The sequence below is a fragment of the Planococcus sp. MSAK28401 genome (genome assembly GCF_018283455.1).
In the GTDB taxonomy this organism is placed as follows: Bacteria; Bacillota; Bacilli; order Bacillales_A; family Planococcaceae; genus Planococcus; species Planococcus alpniumensis.
This window is the reverse complement of record NZ_JAAMTH010000001.1, coordinates 2,538,308-2,556,751: the sequence shown is the minus strand read 5'-3', so window position 1 is coordinate 2,556,751 and position 18,444 is coordinate 2,538,308. Positions and strand designations below refer to the sequence as shown.

Sequence of the window (18,444 nt, the reverse complement as noted above, 5' to 3'; positions counted from 1 at the left end):
GTTATACATTTGTTGAAATTGAAAAAACGGCGCTCGATTTTCAATCGATATCCGTAAAATAAGAAGCGCTGTGGAAGAGAAAAGATTGTCTTAGCATAAAAAACGACCGGCTTACATCCAAGCCTGGATGGTTCAATGTCGGACGACACATAGTCTGTCGAAGGACACGGCTTTCTACCATGTCTATAAATTGATAGCATCCATGGTCGCTGATAAATTGAATCACATTACGCGGGAGTCTTCGGATTACTGCACTCTCTAGAGACTATTTGTAAGTCACATGTGCGGGATAAATTTGACTAGCTTAAACTAAAATTTAACATTACATAAAAGAGGATGAATAAGATGGGAATTTTACTATGCGGCGGTGCAGGTTATATCGGTAGCCACACTGTTAAAGAATTAACAAGTAAATACGATGTAGTCATTTTAGATAATTTAACTACTGGTCATGATTTTTTGTTAAACAATAAAGCTAACTTTGAAAAAGGTGATTTAGGAGATTCAGTCGTGTTAGATCGCATCTTCAATAAATACAAGATTGACGCGGTATTCCATTTTGCGGCAAATAGCTTGGTTGGTGAATCTGTACAAGATCCTATAAAGTACTATAAGAATAATGTCAGTGCTACAATTACTCTTTTAGATAAAATGGTAGAATATGGAGTGGATAAATTCATTTTCTCGTCAACTGCTGCTACGTATGGTATTCCAGATACAAACCTGATTACAGAAGATACAGCTACCAATCCAATTAATCCTTATGGCAAATCAAAATTGATGATTGAAGATATTTTGTCTGATATTTCATATGCATGCGATTTAAAATATGTAGTTTTACGTTATTTTAATGCCGCTGGAGCCCATGAATCAGCAGAAATTGGAGAAAGTCATGATCCTGAAACGCATTTAATTCCCATTGTTCTGCAGCATTTGCTCGGTGAGCGCAAGCAAATTTCTGTATTTGGTACAGATTACGATACGCCAGACGGTACATGTGTAAGAGACTATATCCATGTCACTGACTTAGCTAATGCACATATCTTGGCCTATGAAGGTTTGGTTAACAAAGAAGTAGCCAATGAGGTATTTAATCTCGGGAACGGCGCGGGTTATTCCGTGAAAGAAATCATTGAAGTATGCGAAAAAGTATCTGGAAGATCAGCTGTCATCGAATACGCTGATCGCCGGCCAGGGGATCCTGCAACTCTAGTGGCATCTTCTAAGAAGATTGAAAAAAAGCTTGGCTGGAAACCTCAGTTTGATTTGGAAGAGATTATTGAGAGTGCTTGGAGATGGCATTCGAAAAAAACTAACTAGATTTAGGTAAGAGGCATCGATTCATTGAATCGATGCCTCTTTTTATTATACTAAATTAAGAATAATTGAAAATCAAATTAGTTATTTTATTCTGATTAATTATAGTTTTATTAACTGTATACAATTATTCAGATATTAAGACAGGAATTTTATCCTTATGACAGTTGGGGAAAGCGCTTCTATGGAATGGATTTATATATTTGTAGTTCTTTACTCTGCAAGTTGTGGCTCTATTATTAGCACTTGTTGATTTCATTACGCGCATAGTTGCTTATTCCTTAAATAGTTTACATTTTAAGATATAAAAAATGAATAATAATAATTAGGTTTTTTATATATCCGGATTGTTTGAACTAATACTTTATGTTGACCAATAATATGTTAAGTGGTTAAATAGTAATAGTTTAAAGTAATTATATTACTTTTATAGAAATTTCAAATTGAAATGAGGGAGTATTTTATTCTCTGTAAGGATACAACATTAATTTTAATCCTTACGTGTATTGGATTCTTGTAAGTACAGTTGACAGAATCCTGTCGCCAAATTCTTTATAAAAAGAGAATTCGCCTTAAGCAATTGACTAGTAAAAACTAACGGGACAGAAAGAGGCCGCAACCAAATGAAAATGAAACTTGGTGTTATATTATTGTTATTTATCAGCACACTCAATATCCAGGCCACTCCAACAGAAGCAAGTAGTTTGGGCTATCAGAATAATGCTATAAAGTCGACGGTATTGAATACTACCGGGGAATCGTCTTTTATCGGCACTAATGATGCTAGAGTGAAATGGATTTTCGAAACTGATGAGGCAGGAGCTGGGATAGAGATGTCTTCCCCGATTGTTGGGGCAGAGGGCAGTGTATATGTAATTAGTGGGGGAGGAGATCGTCAATTATATTCTGTCAACTCAGATGGAACAAAAGAATGGTCAAAACCACTATCATTTAATGGAGACGCAAATTATCTATTTCCTGTGCTTAATTCCACGGGAAACTTGTATATAAAAACGACGAATGCATATGAATTTAGACTTGATGGATTGAAAAGAGCCGTTTCGGATTTAGGTACTCCTTACTGGGGCAGTTTGGCAGTCGGGAATGATGGTACTTCGTATTTAGGAGGGAGTGGCGTAGTTCACGGCTTGGATGCGGATCTGAAAGAAAAATGGACATACACGGACTACAGTGATAACAAGACTCCAGTGCTAGGGCATGATGGCATGCTTTATGTTCTGGCAGGAAGCGGGCAGCAGGAACAATTGACAGCCCTCGATGCTAACGGGAAGCTTAAGTGGGCGTACAAGCTGGCACACGATGTTTCCAACTCCATTCCGGTGGTAGCGAATGACGGAACGATCTATGTAACTGTTCGGGGAGCGATATACGCTATTGATCCCGCAGGAAAGTTGAAATGGAAAAAAGAACTGCCTAATACTGTTGGAAACAGTGTGCCATCAGTAGATGAAGACGGTGTGGTTTACTTTGCTTATGATAATCAGTTGATGGCCTTAAACTCCGATGGTACAGAAAAATGGAAGTTTGCAAGCAAATACGCTATCAATACAAATCAAATAAGCAGAACCGTCATCGATAAAGATGGAGTTGCATATTTCACTGCTGGCGACCAAGGGAATGGAATTCTTTATGCGGTTAGTGATAAAGGTACGAAAAAATGGCATATGGACTTAGCAGGAGTAGCAGGGAATACTCCAGCGATCAATGCTGACGGTACCATTTATGTTTCCACGAGTCGAGGGAAACTCTATGCTATAGGTGCACCAGACAAACAAGAGAAAGTGCTGAAAGGAATTCTGCCTTCCAGCCAAGCAATGGCATTAAAGAAAGGTGAAAAAGGAATTCTCAAAGCAGCAGCTGTTTTTGACAATCTGTCGAGAGAAAACGTAACGGGTTTAAGCTCTTGGGAATCGAGTGACTCGTCGGTCGTGTCCATTTCCGATAAGGGCGTCTTGAAGGCCGGGAAAGAAGGCGTAGCAAGCGTTAAAGTGAAATACAAAGGCTTTGAAAAAACAGTTATAGTGACGGTGAAGGGCATGCTTGTTGATAGCAGCGATCCTTTTTATGGAAAAGAGCAAGCATCGCTGGATGGTCAAACTGCTGAAGCTTTAAATTATTTGAACGAAATGAGAAGAAACCTAGGCTTAGTGGAGTTTCGTCATGATGAAAAACTTAGAAAAGCAGCTCAATCCCATAGCAATTATAAACTGTTGAACGGAGATGGTTTCTTAGGTGCCCATGATCAGGAAGCTGATGGGCTGGGTTTTACAGGTTATGGTCCAACAGAACGGGCGAATTATTTCGGGTATGTAGGCTCGGTTGATTAAGGAATTGCCCGACTAACTATGGCCAAAGGAGCGGCAGAAGGTTTACTGAATGCACCCTACCATAGAATGAGCATCGTAGATCCCAATTATCAGGACATTGGGATCGGCTATAATCACTTGGGGGTCAGTGTATTGAATTATGCTACTAAGGGGAGCTTTGATAACGGAACTGCAGTGGCTTATCCATACGATGGACAAACTGATGTTTCTCCTGTTTGGTTTGATGACGAATCACCAAGTCCATTATCCCTTTTTAATAAAAGAAGAACCTATTCTGGATTCCCAATTAGCTTAAGTGTCCATGACCAGGAAACGGCTAAATTACTAGCTGAAGAAGTTCACTTATGGGATAGCGACAAGCGGGATGTAGAGTTTTATTTGATTGACAATAGAAACGATCCTTCTAATTCACGAAAAAATATTTTTATTATTCCAAAAGAAAAATTGAAACCAGAAAGTACCTATCACGTTTCCGTAAAAGCGAAAAAAATAGATACAAAAGGAAAAGAAGATTCGCTTAAAAAAGAATGGTCATTTAAAACACAGACAGTTTTAAAAATTAAGGAAATGTATTTCAACCCCCATCAAAATGGTTCCTCTAATTTAACTTTACCGAATGCCATTTCATTAGAGACATCACCAACCAATTTACCGGATATCAATTGGATGCTCAAAGATTCAAATGGAGAGATGGTCTATTCCGTAGAAGGTTCTAGTATCAATCAGACCATTCAATACAATAAAAGTTCAAATAAAAATATGAAGGAATTTCTGAATACATTATCACCTGGTAAATATGTATTGGAGGTAGGCACTTCTTTATTTTCGAAAAAAGAAGCATACGAAATTGTACTAAATGCAGATCGGCAATTTGAGATTGGCAGATTGTTTCAGAACTCAATAGTTTCGCCGGCTAACGTAACTTTTGATTGGTTTAAACGAGCAAAAGTGAATTTCACGCTTTCCTTGAATGGAAATAAATTGTTGTCAATAGCCGATGATGAAACGCAATTAGTAGAAGGCAAAGACTATTTGTTAATAAATGATACTGTTGAATTAAAAGAGGAGTATTTGAATAAAAAACCCCTAGGTGAATTTAAGCTTGTCTTTAAATTTGATGCTGGGTCCTCTCAAACAGTAAAAGTGACTGTAACTGATACGACGCCAATAGATACTGTACCGCCAAGCAGCCCAAGGATAGATAAAGTAACAGATGCTTCCACGAAAGTGACCGGGACTGCAGAAGCAGGCTCAACGATAAATGTCCAAGCAGGTGCAAAAAGTCTTGGAAAGGCCACAACTGATGTTGTTGGAAAATTCGTAGTGGAAATAGAAAGGCAAAAAGCAGGAACAAAACTATCAATCACAGCCACAGATGTTGCGGGCAACACAAGTGAATCCACTAGTATTTCAGTGATGGATGCTACAGCACCTGTAGTCCCAACTGTAGACCCAGTTACAAATCAATCCGAATCAGTGAGAGGGAAGGCTGAAGTTGGCTCTACAATTCAAGTAAAAGCAGGCTCAACAGTAATCGGAACGGGGCCAACGAAAGCGGATGGAACCTTCACGGTTTCAATTGCTAAACAAAAAGCAGAAACCAAGCTGTCCATTAATGCCACCGATGCAGCTAAAAATGTAAGTGAAGCGGCAATGATCACAGTTTTTGACGTCACTGCTCCAGCAATCCCTACAGTTGAAGAAGTGACAGATCAATCTATCAAAGTAGCTGGGAAGGCAGAAGGTGGAACTACTGTAAATGTGAAAGCTGGAGCTAAAGAAATCGGCATGGTAAAAACAACAGCCGATGGCAATTTTGCAGTCATCATTGAAAAACAAAGAGCGGGAACGAAACTATCCATCACAGCAACAGATAAAGCAGGAAATGTTAGTGACTCTGCAAATATTACTGTAAAAGATGGAACTGCACCAGTTGCGCCTGTCGTTGATAAAATGACTGAAAGAAGCTCGACAATCAGCGGTACAGCGGAAGCTGGCAGTGACGTCTTAGTTAAAGTGGGAACAAGAGAACTTATTAGAGGGAAAGCCTCTATAGAGGGAGCGTTCTCCTTGGCTATTGAACCGCAAATCGCCGGCACTGTTTTGACGGTAGTGGCAATTGATAGTTCAGGCAACCGCAGTGCTGAAACGAAAGTGTTGGTCGAAAAATCCTTGCCGGCACTGGCAGGCCGTATTTCTGGAACAGACCGTTATACAACTGCAATCGCTATTTCAAAAGAAGGATGGAAAACCGCGAATACAGTCATCTTGGCAACAGCTGGCGATTTCCCGGATGCATTAGCGGGCGGGCCGCTTGCGTACCAGGAAAACGCTCCGATTCTTTTGACACGTACCAAAGCATTGAATGTTGAAACAAAAGAAGAAATCGAACGCCTCGGGGCCAAAAAGGTCATCATCCTTGGCAGCAAGGGCGCAGTTTCAGCGGAAGCGGAAACGGAACTGAAGAAAATGGGGCTCGTTACTGAGCGTCTTGGCGGCAAGACTCGTTTTGAAACAGCGGCCTTGATTGCTGGGAAAATGGATTCTGATCAGGCAGTCATTGCGAATGGTTTGAACTTCCCAGATGTTCTTTCGGTTTCTTCGTACGCAGCGAAAAATGGCGTGCCGATCCTATTAACGCGAACAGATCGCCTGCCGGATGAAACAAAAGCGGCATTAGACGGCATCTCTTCTACTTATGTTATCGGCAGCACTGGTGTTGTCAGCAAGGCTGTTTCTGACAGCTTGCCGAAGCCTACACGTTTTGGCGGAAAAGACCGCTATGAGACAGGCTATGAAGTAGCGACAAAACTTAAGCTGGGTACTGACAAAGCGTACATCGCAACCGGCTCAAACTTCCCGGATGCTTTAGCTGGGTCTGTCTTGGCTGCCAAGAATAATGCGCCAATCCTGTTGGTGCGCCCGCAGCAAATTCCGGAAGCGACCAACAAACAATTGGCAAGTTACGACGGCTTCTCAATCTTTGGCGGGACTGGCGCTGTGTCAGATAGCGTTAAAAAACATTTGGATGAATCTTTGAAGAATTGATGGAAGAAAGAACGCTGTCGTAAAAGAGTAACGGATTAAAATGAGACAAAGAAAGAAATACTACTCCACTGCTGTATGCAGCAAAAACCTTGGATTGGAGAGGGGTTATGTTTGGAGGAATCTTGGTCCCAAGGGTTTCTTAATAACGCAAAACCGTTAAGTGTATAACTTAGCGGTTTTTTTATTTGGCTTCATAAACTATGAATCGATGAGCACACGTACCTGGTTATTCGCATTACTGATGAATATTAAATCCTATAAAAATTATTTTTTTAATCACAATTAACCACTTATATGTTATATTGTTGGAAAATAAAAATAATTCTGGCGGTGGTAACTAGCGGAAAAATTTCACTGGTAGTTTAGTTAAGTGCAAGAAGAAGTACGGATGTATTTAAAATTTATACAAACAGGGGGGAGAAAGATGAAAAGGTCGATTATTCATCCGAACGTAAAACCAAAGGCTCCACACAGCTTATCAGTAGAAAAAACGGTCACGTGGACACAGCAATTGACAGGAGTTGCGCTTGATAAACGCTTGAGACAGAAGCGATCTGAAGCTTTTATCAGCGCTATGACAAAACTCGATGCTGGGGGTGTCGCTTCTAGTCAAACGAAAATTGATGAATTGAAGCAAACCATTCAAAATGAATTTCCAGAACTAAGCCCTAGTCAATTATTGGAGGGGATTGTAGCCAAATGTTTTTTAGGAAATCCGTATGTGGTACATACGCTCGATCTGAATTTGGACGTCGTGGAGCATTTTCAAAAAGGGGCGTCCTTGCCTGGATCTTTAGAGCGGGCAAGAAGCTTAGCGCAACATCCGGGATATGAGTTTGTGGAAGTTTATACTGATGAGCTGCGGGCTGTTTCTGCAAATGGCACTGTAGCTGTCATTAAGGGGTGATAATATGACAGAACAAATAATTTCACATGCGGATTTAAATTATATAGAAAACAGTTTAAATTCTTTAGATCAGAATATTGGACACTTAACTAGCCAAGTGGACGCTGTCAATATGGATTTATATGAAGTGCATAACAATTTGAATCAGTTGATCCAAGAATTCCAGGATTATGTCCAGCGTGATTTGCTAGGCAAAAACCTTCAGTTAGCCGAAACCCGAATTGTAAAAGTTCGGCAGGAATTGGAATCGGAGTTTGGGCATTATGGCGAAGTAAGACGGCGAGTGAGCGGTATTTTACAGGCTGTGGATGTAGGGCTTGTAAAGAAAGAAAAAATCGAGAATTCTACTGAAGAGCATATGCTTGCATCTCCTCGTTATTGGCTAGCTCCTGCTTTGATCGCTTTAGCGGCTTGGTTGAATGACAACAAAGAACTAGCTGATAAAGCCATGAAGGAAGCGATGCGCCGTGATAATGAAAAAACGGCTTTATTTTTCGCTCTAGTCACTAGAAGAGGGGCACGTTATCAAGCGAGCAGCCAATGGGTCAGTCATTATTTCGGATTACAGAACCCCGAAGAACTTGAACGGGAAATTGTCATTATGATTGACGGTTTCACCAATGGAGTATTTGGACCGGATGCACGCGTGAAATGTGCTCATCAAGTAGAGGCCTGGGTTTCGGAATTGGCTGAAAAGGAAGGCTTTGTCGAAGAGCAAAATGCTCAGTGGGAAGAAGCGTTGATATCGAAAATGCAAGATTTACCGTCGGATGATTATCCATATTTACAAAAGTACAGCTCGACTTGGGGGCAGATGAGCGGCAGTATGCAAGGCGCGCAACTCCATCGAATCATTCATGACTATTTTGCAGATATTTTCAACCAGGAGGTTACGCCTTCTAAAACTGTGGCTTTTGCGGTCGATGAGATGCTGGACAAGTTAGTCACTAAATTTGACGAAGAAGAACTGCCCTTGCGTAAAGAAGAACGGTTATTGTCATTGATCATTCAACAAAATGGAGATGAGCAGCAGGCGCGAAACCTTTTTAATAACGAAAAATCATTGGAAGAACGCGTGTCTTTTACGCAATTGCTGACGAATTTCGCGATGCATCCAGAAACCTCCAACGCTTCACTGGCTACCCAAAAATTCTCGATTGCCTGGTCAAAAGACTGGATTAAAAACGCCCATGACGATATTACCGCTAAAGTGCGTTCTCTCGTACCGATGGATATTACGCTTCAAATCGAAGGATGGCAAGGAGTCACTCAGGACGGTGGGAATGAAACCGAATTGGTCAATTCGCTCTCTGCCCATATTGAAAAAAGAAAAAATGAACATCTTTCGAAAATGAAATTCGAAAAAAATCATTATATCGCGATGGGCCTAGCTGCTGTACTCGTTTATGGGGGATTTAATATGCCGTTTCTATTTCTCATTGCATTGGTTTGCGGTGGTTATATTTATATGGGATATAAAGGAATCCAAAAGAAAAAAGAAAAAATTGCAGAAGATTTCCAAGCATATTTCGAGAACTGTAAAGGCATATTGCGCGCTTCGCTAGCTGAAGTGGCCGATTGGCGCCAGGAGTATGCAGCGGAAGATGCTCATGCGCCTACTGTTTCTGAACTCTTGGATTCGATCAATCCGGAACAATATGCATTCTCAAGCCATGACAATGGCCGTGCGATTATAAGCTAAGGGGTGAAAAAGATGACAGTCAATGATCAAGCTACAGGAGTAGTCAATCGCAATAAATCGAAGGTGATACAACCTGAAACTGCCGAACCGTTACTGAAAATCGTGGGACAGGAAACTGTTAATGATGCACTTGCTACACAGTTTCCTGAGTGGGATTTAAAACCCCCGGCAAACCTTGTTAGACGGAAGCGAACAAAACTATGAAGCCGCCTGCAACTTATACGGAATGGTTAGACTTTCTAGAGTCAATGAAGTCGGAACAAATAGATGAAGAGACGATAGCGGCAATGGAACAGGGAAGTATCGAGTGGACACCTGGGGTAGCAGAACGGTTTGTCCAAAAAATTTACGATGTGATGGACCTTAAGCTGAAAAGCGCATCAAATCAATTTCAATTAGCATTAAATCGCAGCGGTAACGAGGAGACGCTGATGGTCGGGTCCATTTTAACTCTACGCAAGCGATTATCTTTTTGCCTAAGGTTTGCTAAATTGCCTGCTTTTCCCAATGAAGTACAAAGAGCTCTTGAACAAGTGGTGAGAGAATTTGCGGAAAGTGCACAGAATTCCTTGACCGACAGCGCGAAGACAGACCGTACTGGACACTTGCGGCTGTTAATAAAAAATAACCCCATCACTGGTTTTGATACAGAAAGACAAGTCACAGTTCCTTTGAGCAAGATGGGGCATACGCCAGAAACTGCAGGACAAGAAACTTCTGTGCGGAATTCTACTAAAAAGAGAAGGGTGATCTGGAAATGAACGATGCTGCGAGTTGTTATGCCACACTGGAAAGATATTTAAAAGCGCGAATCCCCTTTATTACCATCCGGACTTCCGAACATAAACGAGCGCTTGAAATCGCAGCCGAGATTGCAGAAAAAATGGCTTTGCCGGTTTTCAGCCATACGATTTCTCAAGGAACCCGGGACATCCACACCAATCGATTGGTAAATGAAGACCGGTCAGTGATGGGAGGTTTAGATTTTGCCAATCAAAAAATAAGCCAACAACAGAATTTGACTTTTATTTATACGGAAGTCCAGGACTTGGAAGATGACACCCCTATCGCCCGGCAATTCCAAGATCTCGCCATGATGGCAATTGAGACAGGGGGGAGCATTATCGTCATCACTAATAAACCGGTATGGGCTCCGCTGCAACGTTCAGGTATGTCGATTGCCTTAAATCCACCGAACGAAGATGAAATGCTCGAAATTATCCGGGATCAAATTACCGGTTACCGTGGAGAAATGCTCATTGAGTGGGGGGACGAGGAAGAAAAACAAGCTGCAGCGATTCTGGCAGGAATCAGCCAAATTGAGGCAGAAAACGTTATTGCCACACTTCTCGCTAACGGTTCAATCACTCATGGGGATTTGAAAGAATTAATGCATGCCAAAGATCGTATTTTTTCTGATATTTCAGGCATTGAACGTGTGCCGGTAAAAGCGGATTATGCAATAGGCGGTTTAGAAGGCATGAAGAAGTGGCTGGAAGCGAATGAAAAGCTCCTAACCGCTGATTTACGGGAACGGGGCATCCGGCCGCCAAGAGGCATTTTGTTGGTAGGAGTGCCAGGCTGTGGAAAATCACTCTCTGCAAAAGCCATTGCTTCAAGCTGGAATTTACCGCTTTATCGTTTAGACTTATCGACGATCCATGGCCAGTATCTAGGACAAAGTGAGTCGAGGCTGAAAGAAGCATTATCCACGGCAGATCACGTTGCACCTTGTGTACTGTGGATCGATGAAATAGAAAAAGGATTGGCAGGAGCGACAGGCGGCGGGGACGGAGGGACTTCTACACGTCTTGTCGGCCAATTTTTATACTGGCTACAGGAAAGCTTGGCACGTGTCTTTATCGTTGCAACCGCGAACGATGTCTCTCAATTGCCTCCTGAATTATTACGGCGGGGCCGTTTTGACGAATTGTTCTTTGTAGACTTGCCAACGCCGGAAGAGCGGGAACAAATCATCCGTATTTATGTCGAAAAAGGGTTGAAAATGGATTTGTCGGATGAGCTAATCCAACGCCTGGTGTTTATCTCGGACGGTTTTGCGGGATCGGATTTGGAAGCCGCAGTCAGGGAAGTGGTTAAACAGGCAGTAGTCAAAGGAGACGATTCCATCGACGAACAAACGTTTATCGACTATTTCCAAAACGTCGTGCCACTCTCGCAAACAAGCCCGGAACAAATTGAGAGCATACGGGCTTGGGGCAAAGAACGGGCGGTACCCGCGGGTAGACAGCATGATCATGCCGGGATCGATCCAAAACAATCGAAGAAAAGAAGTGGCCGGACGGTGCTGGTCTGATATAACGGACAGGCAGCTTTATTCGCTGCCTGTTTTTTTTATATCTTTTACCACTATGTCTTCATATCAAAAATAATAAAAATCGAGGTGAATTTATGAGGAGATTAGGGCAATTGCTAATCATTCTTATTTGTGCCGGAGTATTTCTCTCATACATGGGATACTTTGAAAAACCAGAAGACCGCGTACAGGAATTTTCAGAAGCTTATAATAGGCAAGATATAAAGAAAATGATAAGTATGATTCACCATCCAGAGGTAGATCAAATCAAAAACACATTTAATTTTACAGGAGCAATAAGTAGTGCTCTTTTAGGAGTTGATGTGGTAGACCTTTTAATTAATTTTATGCCCTTATCAGAAGAGTTACTAGGATATACCGGTTCTCGAATGTACATTGATGTGCAACCCAGTGAATCAGATTTATTACGGACAGAAGCAATAGTGTATGCAAAAGTGAAAACTGAATATGAAGGAGTTAGTGAAGAAGAACATCTAGTTTTTTATTTAAAGAAGAAAGATCGTTTATGGTACATAACTGATATAAAGTAAAAAACTAAAGCAAGATCATCTAAGGTTTAGATATCAAGTAAGTCTTTGACCTTGAGTCGTTGGCTGAGTATAAAAATTTGTAGAGTCGACTCAAGAATCCAAACGAGTCTGTTTTTCTAGGATTGCAGACTTGTAGTGATGTAATGAATATTAAGGAGGACCGATTCAGGCAAGCTTAGAACTGCTATGTTCTTCTATAAGCTTGCCTCTTTGTAGTTGAGCATGTACATCCCTTCTAAAAAGTGTGATATAGCCTGAAAATAATCGACCAAATTATTGAGCATTTAGTCAGCGGAACATAAATTTAGAGAACATGTAGTACTATCTAATTTTTTACTGATATTGCCTTTACTTACAGGTAGATTCTATTATAATAGTAAAAAGGTACTGTCTATATTAAAAAACGTGTACCTTTTGAATTCCTGCAATTGTACCTAATTTTATCTACTACTTATTAACAGGAGGGAACAGAAATGAAATGTCCAAATTGTCAACATGAACAAGATACGGGGAAATTCTGCGGAAAGTGTGGAGCGGGTCTCGTCGCAAATCCGAACGTGGAGTCTCAAGCAACAGCAGCACCAGAACCGGCCGGGTATAACGCAGCAGCTGCGGTTAACCCCGTACCCACTGAACCAAACCAGCACGTAGAGAAAGTGAAAGTACAGTCGAAGCAATATTGGAATTATTTCTTGCGCTATTTTAAGAAACCAGGATTGATTGTAGACCAGTCGGCTGATCAGTTTGTCAATGCACTTATCACCATGGGAATCTTCGCGTTGTTTTTCTCATTAGCCATTTATAAGAACCTGAGCATGGCCATTAGCCCAATGGACGATTTTGGCGATTTTTTCGGTAGTTCCCAAAGTCTTATGCCTTCGTTTTTCTCGGTCCTTTTTGGTACTGTTCTAACTTTGGGGTTCCTTTTCGCTTTGGCTGCAGCCTGCATCTTTGTGGTCAATAAGTTTGCCGGACCAGATGAGTCATTTAAAAGCATTGTGACCAGCTTTGGTACTTTGATGGTCCCATCCGTTGCACTTGTAGTGCTGGCGTATGCTTTATTGCTAATCAGCTCCATGACTTTCGGGAATTTAATGTTGTTCATCAGCTTGAGCTTAGCCATTTCGGTTATGCCATTGTACTTGGTCACAGCCTTATTGAAGAAAACAACAAAATCATTTGATTCGTACTATGCGTATCTTACTTACATCGTGTTGTTCACGGTGGGTACATTCATCATTATGACCGTTTTCTTTGACTCAACTATTGGGCGTTATATGGATGATTTAAACGAGCTATTTTACTTTTTTTAAATTCTGAAAGAATGGTGAAAATATGAAGACGTTTTGTACAAATTGCGGGCATGAAAATGACCAAGCCAACCAAGTATGTGTGGAGTGCGGAAAGCCGCTTTCTAAAGACAAGTTGAAAGCGAATTCCCCTGCGCCGAAAAAAAATAAAGAACCCCTCAGCTTAAAAACGAAAATACTGGGCGCAGTGGGCATCTTGCTCATCGCATCTTTAGTAGGAGTCTATTCATGGGGGACAAAGACGGCATCGGCGGAGACAGCGGTGTCCAAATTCTTCGAAGCATTAGAAAATGAAGATGCAAAAAGTTTGGCCAAACAGGTCCAGTTATCAAATGGCAAGAAGATGACGACCAAAGAGGCAGCTGCGTTTATCGAAGAGTATGGCGATATCACACCTTATGAGCTGGAAGATGTCGCGAACGTTGAGAAAAACGGGAAAGTGATGGGTGTTTTCAATGCCCATCGAGTTGTTATTCCGGTTCAGAAAGTGTCGTTTTATTTTGCTGATGAAGGGCTATCATTGAGCTTGAATGGGGAATTGGTGGAGGAGAGCAAAGCTAAAGACGATGAATACATATTTAGCGGCATTACTCCTGGTTACCATCAAGCTGAGTTTATCTATGAAGGCGAGTTTGCCGAATTCACCTATCCATTTGATTTATATGTAGGATTGAACCGGGCCTCATCGGAGCCAGAGGAAATTTACGAAGAGCTGCCGCTCACTTCAGTGGTATTTGCCTTGGATACTTTTGTTGTGGATACGCCAGAAGCGAATAAAGTGGTGATCGGAGAGAAAGAAATTCCAGTGAATGAAATGGGTGAAACCGATGAAATCGGGCCACTGTTAATGGATGGCAGCGTGACTGCCCAAGCTCAGGTAGATTTCCCATGGGGCACACAACTATCCGAACCGGTAAAGATTACTTCTGGATATGAAAACTTAGACTTTACTGGTCTGGATGAAAAACACCAGCCAGCTTTGATTGAGCAGTTAAAAGTCTTCGCTGAAGAGTACGTGGAGGCATTTGCTAAGCGAGATGAAGCCGTATTTACAAGCGTGGAAAAAGACCAGCTTGCTGTATTTAAGGAAGATTTTAAGTGGATGAAGGAATACGAAAACCACTTTATGGGAGCGTTGACTGAAGTCGGCATCGATGAAGATTCGATTGCGATTTTAGATGACGGGAAAACCCTAGAGCTCAGTGCAGAACTTCTGATTGACGGAGCCGAGTATTACGTGTCTGATACCCCAGAAGCTGAAGAAATCATCAAGGACGTTTCCATGAATTTTGTCTATGACCAAGATGAAGAAAAGTGGATGGTGACTTCGTACAACGATGATATATGGATGTACGACGTAGCACCGACTAAAACAGTTGAAGGCAGCAAGAAAATGCATAAATCCAGTGGGACTTCAAAAACAGCAGTTGAAGAGGAAAGCGAAGAAGAAAGTGAAGAAGATACTGGAGGTTTCGCTGATAGCGATGAAACAGTGGAATGGTTCATGAGTGATTACAACGACGCCAGTGTCGCGGCCATCAACCAGGGAGATTACTCAGTCGTGTCCGAATTTGTACTGAAAGGCAGCCCAAAAGCGAAAGAGCAGTCTGCATTCGTCGATAGCATGTATGAAAAAGGAATCACGGAAGAACACTTAGATACTACATTAGAAAACATTGAATCGGTTGGCGGAAAGTATTATGAAGTGACTACTATTGAAACGTTTATCATTCATGGTACAGAGAAAAGTAGTGAAAAAACCTATCGAACAGTCACGAAAATTACGGAAGAGGCTGATGGACTTCAGGTTTACGAGTTAATATCAACAAAAGAAATATAGGAGGGAAAAGATGAATCGTTTTTGTAGTGAATGTGGTCACAAACTAGATGCGGATCAGGTTTTTTGTCCGGAATGCGGGACCCAGCAGCAAACAGCAAAAGTCGAACCCCAGCAGGTTCCAGTGCAGCCAAAAGCTCCAGTCCCGCAACAAGCACCGAAGCCAGCTCGTAAGCCGTTGACCTTAAAGAAAAAAGTAGGCGTGACGCTTGTTGTGCTGCTTGCGGCAGGTGGAGTCGCTGGACACCAAATAATTAAAGCGAATACAGAACCACAACAGAAAGTAGATGCATTTCTCCAAGGCTTATACGAAGGGGACATGGACAGCGCAATGGGAGAAATCATCGTTCCCAAAGATACGGTCTCAGATCTCACCGCTTTTCAAGAGTATTTAGTGGAACAGGATTTAACGGAGTTTAAATCCCGTTTCTATGAAGCTGGCAGTGGAGTTGTAGAAGATGGCATTACAAGAGTCGTGCTTCATGAAAATGGTACGGAATTGTTCAAGGTGAAGGAAAGCAAATTCATCGGCATGTATCCAGGGATTGAGATCGAAGCGATTCCAATGAACGTGGAGCTTGCTTCAGACGTGGAAGGCATGGAGTTCATTTTGGGGGATGAGTCTGTTGCTACTGTAAATGGTGAACTCCCACTCGGGCAATATTTGCCGGGAGTCTATGACTGTTCTTTATCGATGAAAAATGGCGAAGTCGAAAAAATAGTGGAGTCCGAGTGTGGAATTACAGAAGGCGATGAAGTCCTGCTTGATTTCAATCTCAAAGACATGGGTGTTGAAATCTGGTCGAATGACGAAGAGGCCATAGTTTACATCAATGAGAAATCAACCGGAAAAACGGTAAAAGACTTGCCTTTCGTCGGTCCTGTTGACGCAGAAGAAACAATCAAGTTGTTCGCCGAGAGAAAGACTGAAAAAGGTGACGTAGAACAGTCGGAAGTGATAGAAGCAGCAGCCGGCAGTTTTGTTCAACTTCCGATTTATTCAGCGGTCGCTGAGGATGAGGAAAAGGAAAAGGCCGAAGAAAAGGAAGATGAGAAAGAAAGTGAAGAGGCGGCGGAAGAGGAAGTAGCGGAAGAGGAGACAGCAGAATCGGTAAACGAAGAACAACTGCAAACCTTCATCGCAGATTTCCGATCCGCCTACGAAATTTCATTGAATGCAAAAGATTTCTCCGTTGTTGATGAATACCTGAAAGAGGGTAGTGTCGCCCGCAAAGAACTGGTCGACTTTATTGGAAATATCGGGGACGACTATTACATGTATGAATTTTGGATTGACGAAGCGGTCGGTGTGGAAATTCTGGAAGACAAAGCGTTCGTCACGACCTATGAGGAATTCGACTTCACGAATCACTTGGGCGAAGTGACGAATTACAAACGAAGCAAAAAGTACGAGGTGCAGGGAACAGATAGCGGAGACCTCAAAATTTCGAGGATTGATATTATCGATACTACACGGGATTGATGTGTGGGGGCGTTCGTCCCTGTGCATGGAACTATTCTGACAACATCATTGTTGCCATGTGGGGATTTGCACAGCTGTTGGATCTTTTTTGTCCCTGTGCACGACACAATTCAAGTGAAAAAGCCAGCTATCGGTCATACATCGATAGCTGGCTTTTATCTATTTCTTTTGTTCGGTAAAAAGGCGAATAGGAGCTAAGTGGATATAGGGCTTTATAAGAACCATGTGTGTCGACTATTCATTTGCTGATATTATCGTCAGAATCAGCTTTACCTGACCGGATCTTCTTTAGGTGAATTTCCCTGAAAATTCGCATCAGTGGGCGAATGAGCAGTTGGATGCTTCCGAAAAGGAAAAACCAGATTGCTATCGTTTCAGTTTCCTTCCAAAAGAACAGCGTACTGCCAAGGATGAACCAAACTGCAATCAGCACATCGTTTACATTGTAATAGAACTTATAGCGGTGGTGAATAATGACTTCATGGTTCTTTGAACTGAACTCAATTTCCGAATCATTATTGCCGGTTTGTTGTGACATTGCTGGATGCACCTCCTACAGACACAGTGTCAATTCAATCTTTTCACTCCCGATGTTGTCTTGCTTCATTTTTCTATATACCCGAAAATGACAAGAAATAAAAGAACTTCTCTTCTTCGATCTTAAGCGCTTCCCGGTTTTGCGCGAAGTGGTATGGTTTTCTGACACAGGTAGTTCTTTGATGGCCCGGAAAATTGATAATATACACATGTCTGCAACGTTAGTTTGTATGTTGGAAAGTCCTCTTTTGAAAGATACAATAAATGAGACGAAATAAGAACGGAGTGGGGATTTGAATAAAACATTATGGATCGACTATATTTCGGCAGCAGTGCAGTTGTATGGGATCGCGCCATTTGGCCAAGTGGCGGAAATGATTTCTGCGCAGACGGAAGAGCAAGTGACTGAATCTGATATCAAACAGTGGATAGAAGATCCGTTTGGAGGCAGTTTGGCAAAAGCAGCTTTGGAACAGAAGTTTGTCTATTTATATCCTGGGAATTTTTTCGTGGGGCAGTGGATTGTGGAATTCGACGAATTTAATTCGCATTGGGCACGCCAGCAAGGCAAACCGTATTACGTGCCGAAACAGCAGGAATTATTACTATGGAGCGACCCGCATTATTTCCATAAGCCGGATGAGTATTGGGCGTTGCAGGAGTGGATTGAATCCAAATTTGAGGGCATTCAAGAAGAGTATTCACAAGGTATCGCTGAAGATATCCAGATGATGGCAGAAGACGCGTTTTCGCCGGAGAAAGTCTTATCCGAATTTGAGCGGAGAGATCTGAAGCTAACGGCAAAGCAAGTACAGTCTTTGATGCAGATCGTGACGCATCTTCACAACAACACGCGCCAGCAGATTAACCGTGGGCATACCCCATATGAGTTGTTCCAGCTGGAAAAGAAATTCTTGCGGCCGCTACCGGGGCAGGTAGGGCGCAACGAGCCATGTGTCTGCGGCAGCGGGAAGAAGTTCAAGAAGTGCTGCGGGAAATCGGGGTGAGTGTCCCTGTGCGCCATACAATTCATTAGGCTGGAAAAGCCGATAGAGTGGGATTTGTACTGTAGCGTGTTCAGGTTTTG

14 protein-coding genes are annotated in these 18,444 nt (G+C 42.0%); 13 read left to right on the top strand and 1 reads right to left on the bottom strand.

Going from position 1 to position 18,444, the window contains the following annotated elements:
* Positions 1-345 precede the first annotated feature (345 nt).
* The 12 genes from galE to G3255_RS12910 all read left to right on the top strand — a co-directional run bounded on the left by galE (position 346) and on the right by G3255_RS12910 (position 16,820).
* The gene (gene galE, locus G3255_RS12965) at positions 346-1,320 is read left to right on the top strand and encodes a UDP-glucose 4-epimerase GalE (protein ID WP_211654849.1); all 975 of its coding nucleotides are present in this window, start codon (positions 346-348) and stop codon (positions 1,318-1,320) included.
* 620 nt (positions 1,321-1,940) lie between these two features.
* Complete coding sequence (locus tag G3255_RS12960; protein WP_211654848.1) at positions 1,941-3,665, top strand: outer membrane protein assembly factor BamB family protein; 1,725 nt, start codon at positions 1,941-1,943, stop codon at positions 3,663-3,665.
* Between the two features lie 132 nt (positions 3,666-3,797).
* On the top strand, positions 3,798-6,713 hold the full coding sequence (locus tag G3255_RS12955; RefSeq protein WP_211654847.1) for an Ig-like domain-containing protein: 2,916 nt from the start codon (positions 3,798-3,800) through the stop codon (positions 6,711-6,713).
* A 424-nt stretch (positions 6,714-7,137) separates the two neighbouring features.
* Entirely contained in the window at positions 7,138-7,620 is a 483-nt protein-coding gene (locus G3255_RS12950; RefSeq protein ID WP_211654846.1) for a hypothetical protein, read from the top strand.
* Between the two features lie 4 nt (positions 7,621-7,624).
* Complete coding sequence (locus G3255_RS12945) at positions 7,625-9,322, top strand: hypothetical protein (RefSeq protein ID WP_211654845.1); 1,698 nt, start codon at positions 7,625-7,627, stop codon at positions 9,320-9,322.
* Positions 9,323-9,334: 12 nt separating this feature from the next.
* Positions 9,335-9,526: a hypothetical protein gene (locus G3255_RS12940; RefSeq protein ID WP_211654844.1), complete on the top strand. Its 192-nt coding sequence runs from the start codon at positions 9,335-9,337 to the stop codon at positions 9,524-9,526.
* Positions 9,523-10,083: a hypothetical protein gene (locus tag G3255_RS12935; protein WP_211654843.1), complete on the top strand. Its 561-nt coding sequence runs from the start codon at positions 9,523-9,525 to the stop codon at positions 10,081-10,083. The genes G3255_RS12940 and G3255_RS12935 overlap by 4 nt, the downstream gene beginning before the upstream one ends.
* On the top strand, positions 10,080-11,639 hold the full coding sequence (locus G3255_RS12930) for an AAA family ATPase (protein WP_211654842.1): 1,560 nt from the start codon (positions 10,080-10,082) through the stop codon (positions 11,637-11,639). Before G3255_RS12935 ends, G3255_RS12930 begins: the two co-directional genes overlap by 4 nt.
* Before the next feature lie 113 nt (positions 11,640-11,752).
* Positions 11,753-12,190, top strand: coding sequence for a hypothetical protein (locus tag G3255_RS12925; protein WP_211654841.1), 438 nt, complete (start codon positions 11,753-11,755; stop codon positions 12,188-12,190).
* A gap of 473 nt (positions 12,191-12,663) precedes the next feature.
* Positions 12,664-13,503 (top strand): zinc ribbon domain-containing protein, encoded by an 840-nt coding sequence (locus G3255_RS12920; protein WP_211654840.1) that lies wholly within the window; start codon positions 12,664-12,666, stop codon positions 13,501-13,503.
* Between the two features lie 22 nt (positions 13,504-13,525).
* Entirely contained in the window at positions 13,526-15,340 is a 1,815-nt protein-coding gene (locus G3255_RS12915; RefSeq protein ID WP_211654839.1) for a zinc ribbon domain-containing protein YvbJ, read from the top strand.
* 10 nt (positions 15,341-15,350) lie between these two features.
* Positions 15,351-16,820 (top strand): TcaA NTF2-like domain-containing protein, encoded by a 1,470-nt coding sequence (locus tag G3255_RS12910; protein ID WP_211654838.1) that lies wholly within the window; start codon positions 15,351-15,353, stop codon positions 16,818-16,820.
* A gap of 238 nt (positions 16,821-17,058) precedes the next feature.
* Here the strand turns inward: G3255_RS12910 and G3255_RS12905 are convergent, their stop codons facing one another.
* On the bottom strand, positions 17,059-17,358 hold the full coding sequence (locus G3255_RS12905; RefSeq protein WP_211654837.1) for a YrhK family protein: 300 nt from the start codon (positions 17,356-17,358) through the stop codon (positions 17,059-17,061).
* Between the two features lie 292 nt (positions 17,359-17,650).
* Here G3255_RS12905 and G3255_RS12900 point away from each other — a divergent pair, with 292 nt between their 5' ends.
* Complete coding sequence (locus G3255_RS12900; protein ID WP_211654836.1) at positions 17,651-18,364, top strand: SEC-C metal-binding domain-containing protein; 714 nt, start codon at positions 17,651-17,653, stop codon at positions 18,362-18,364.
* Positions 18,365-18,444 lie beyond the last annotated feature (80 nt).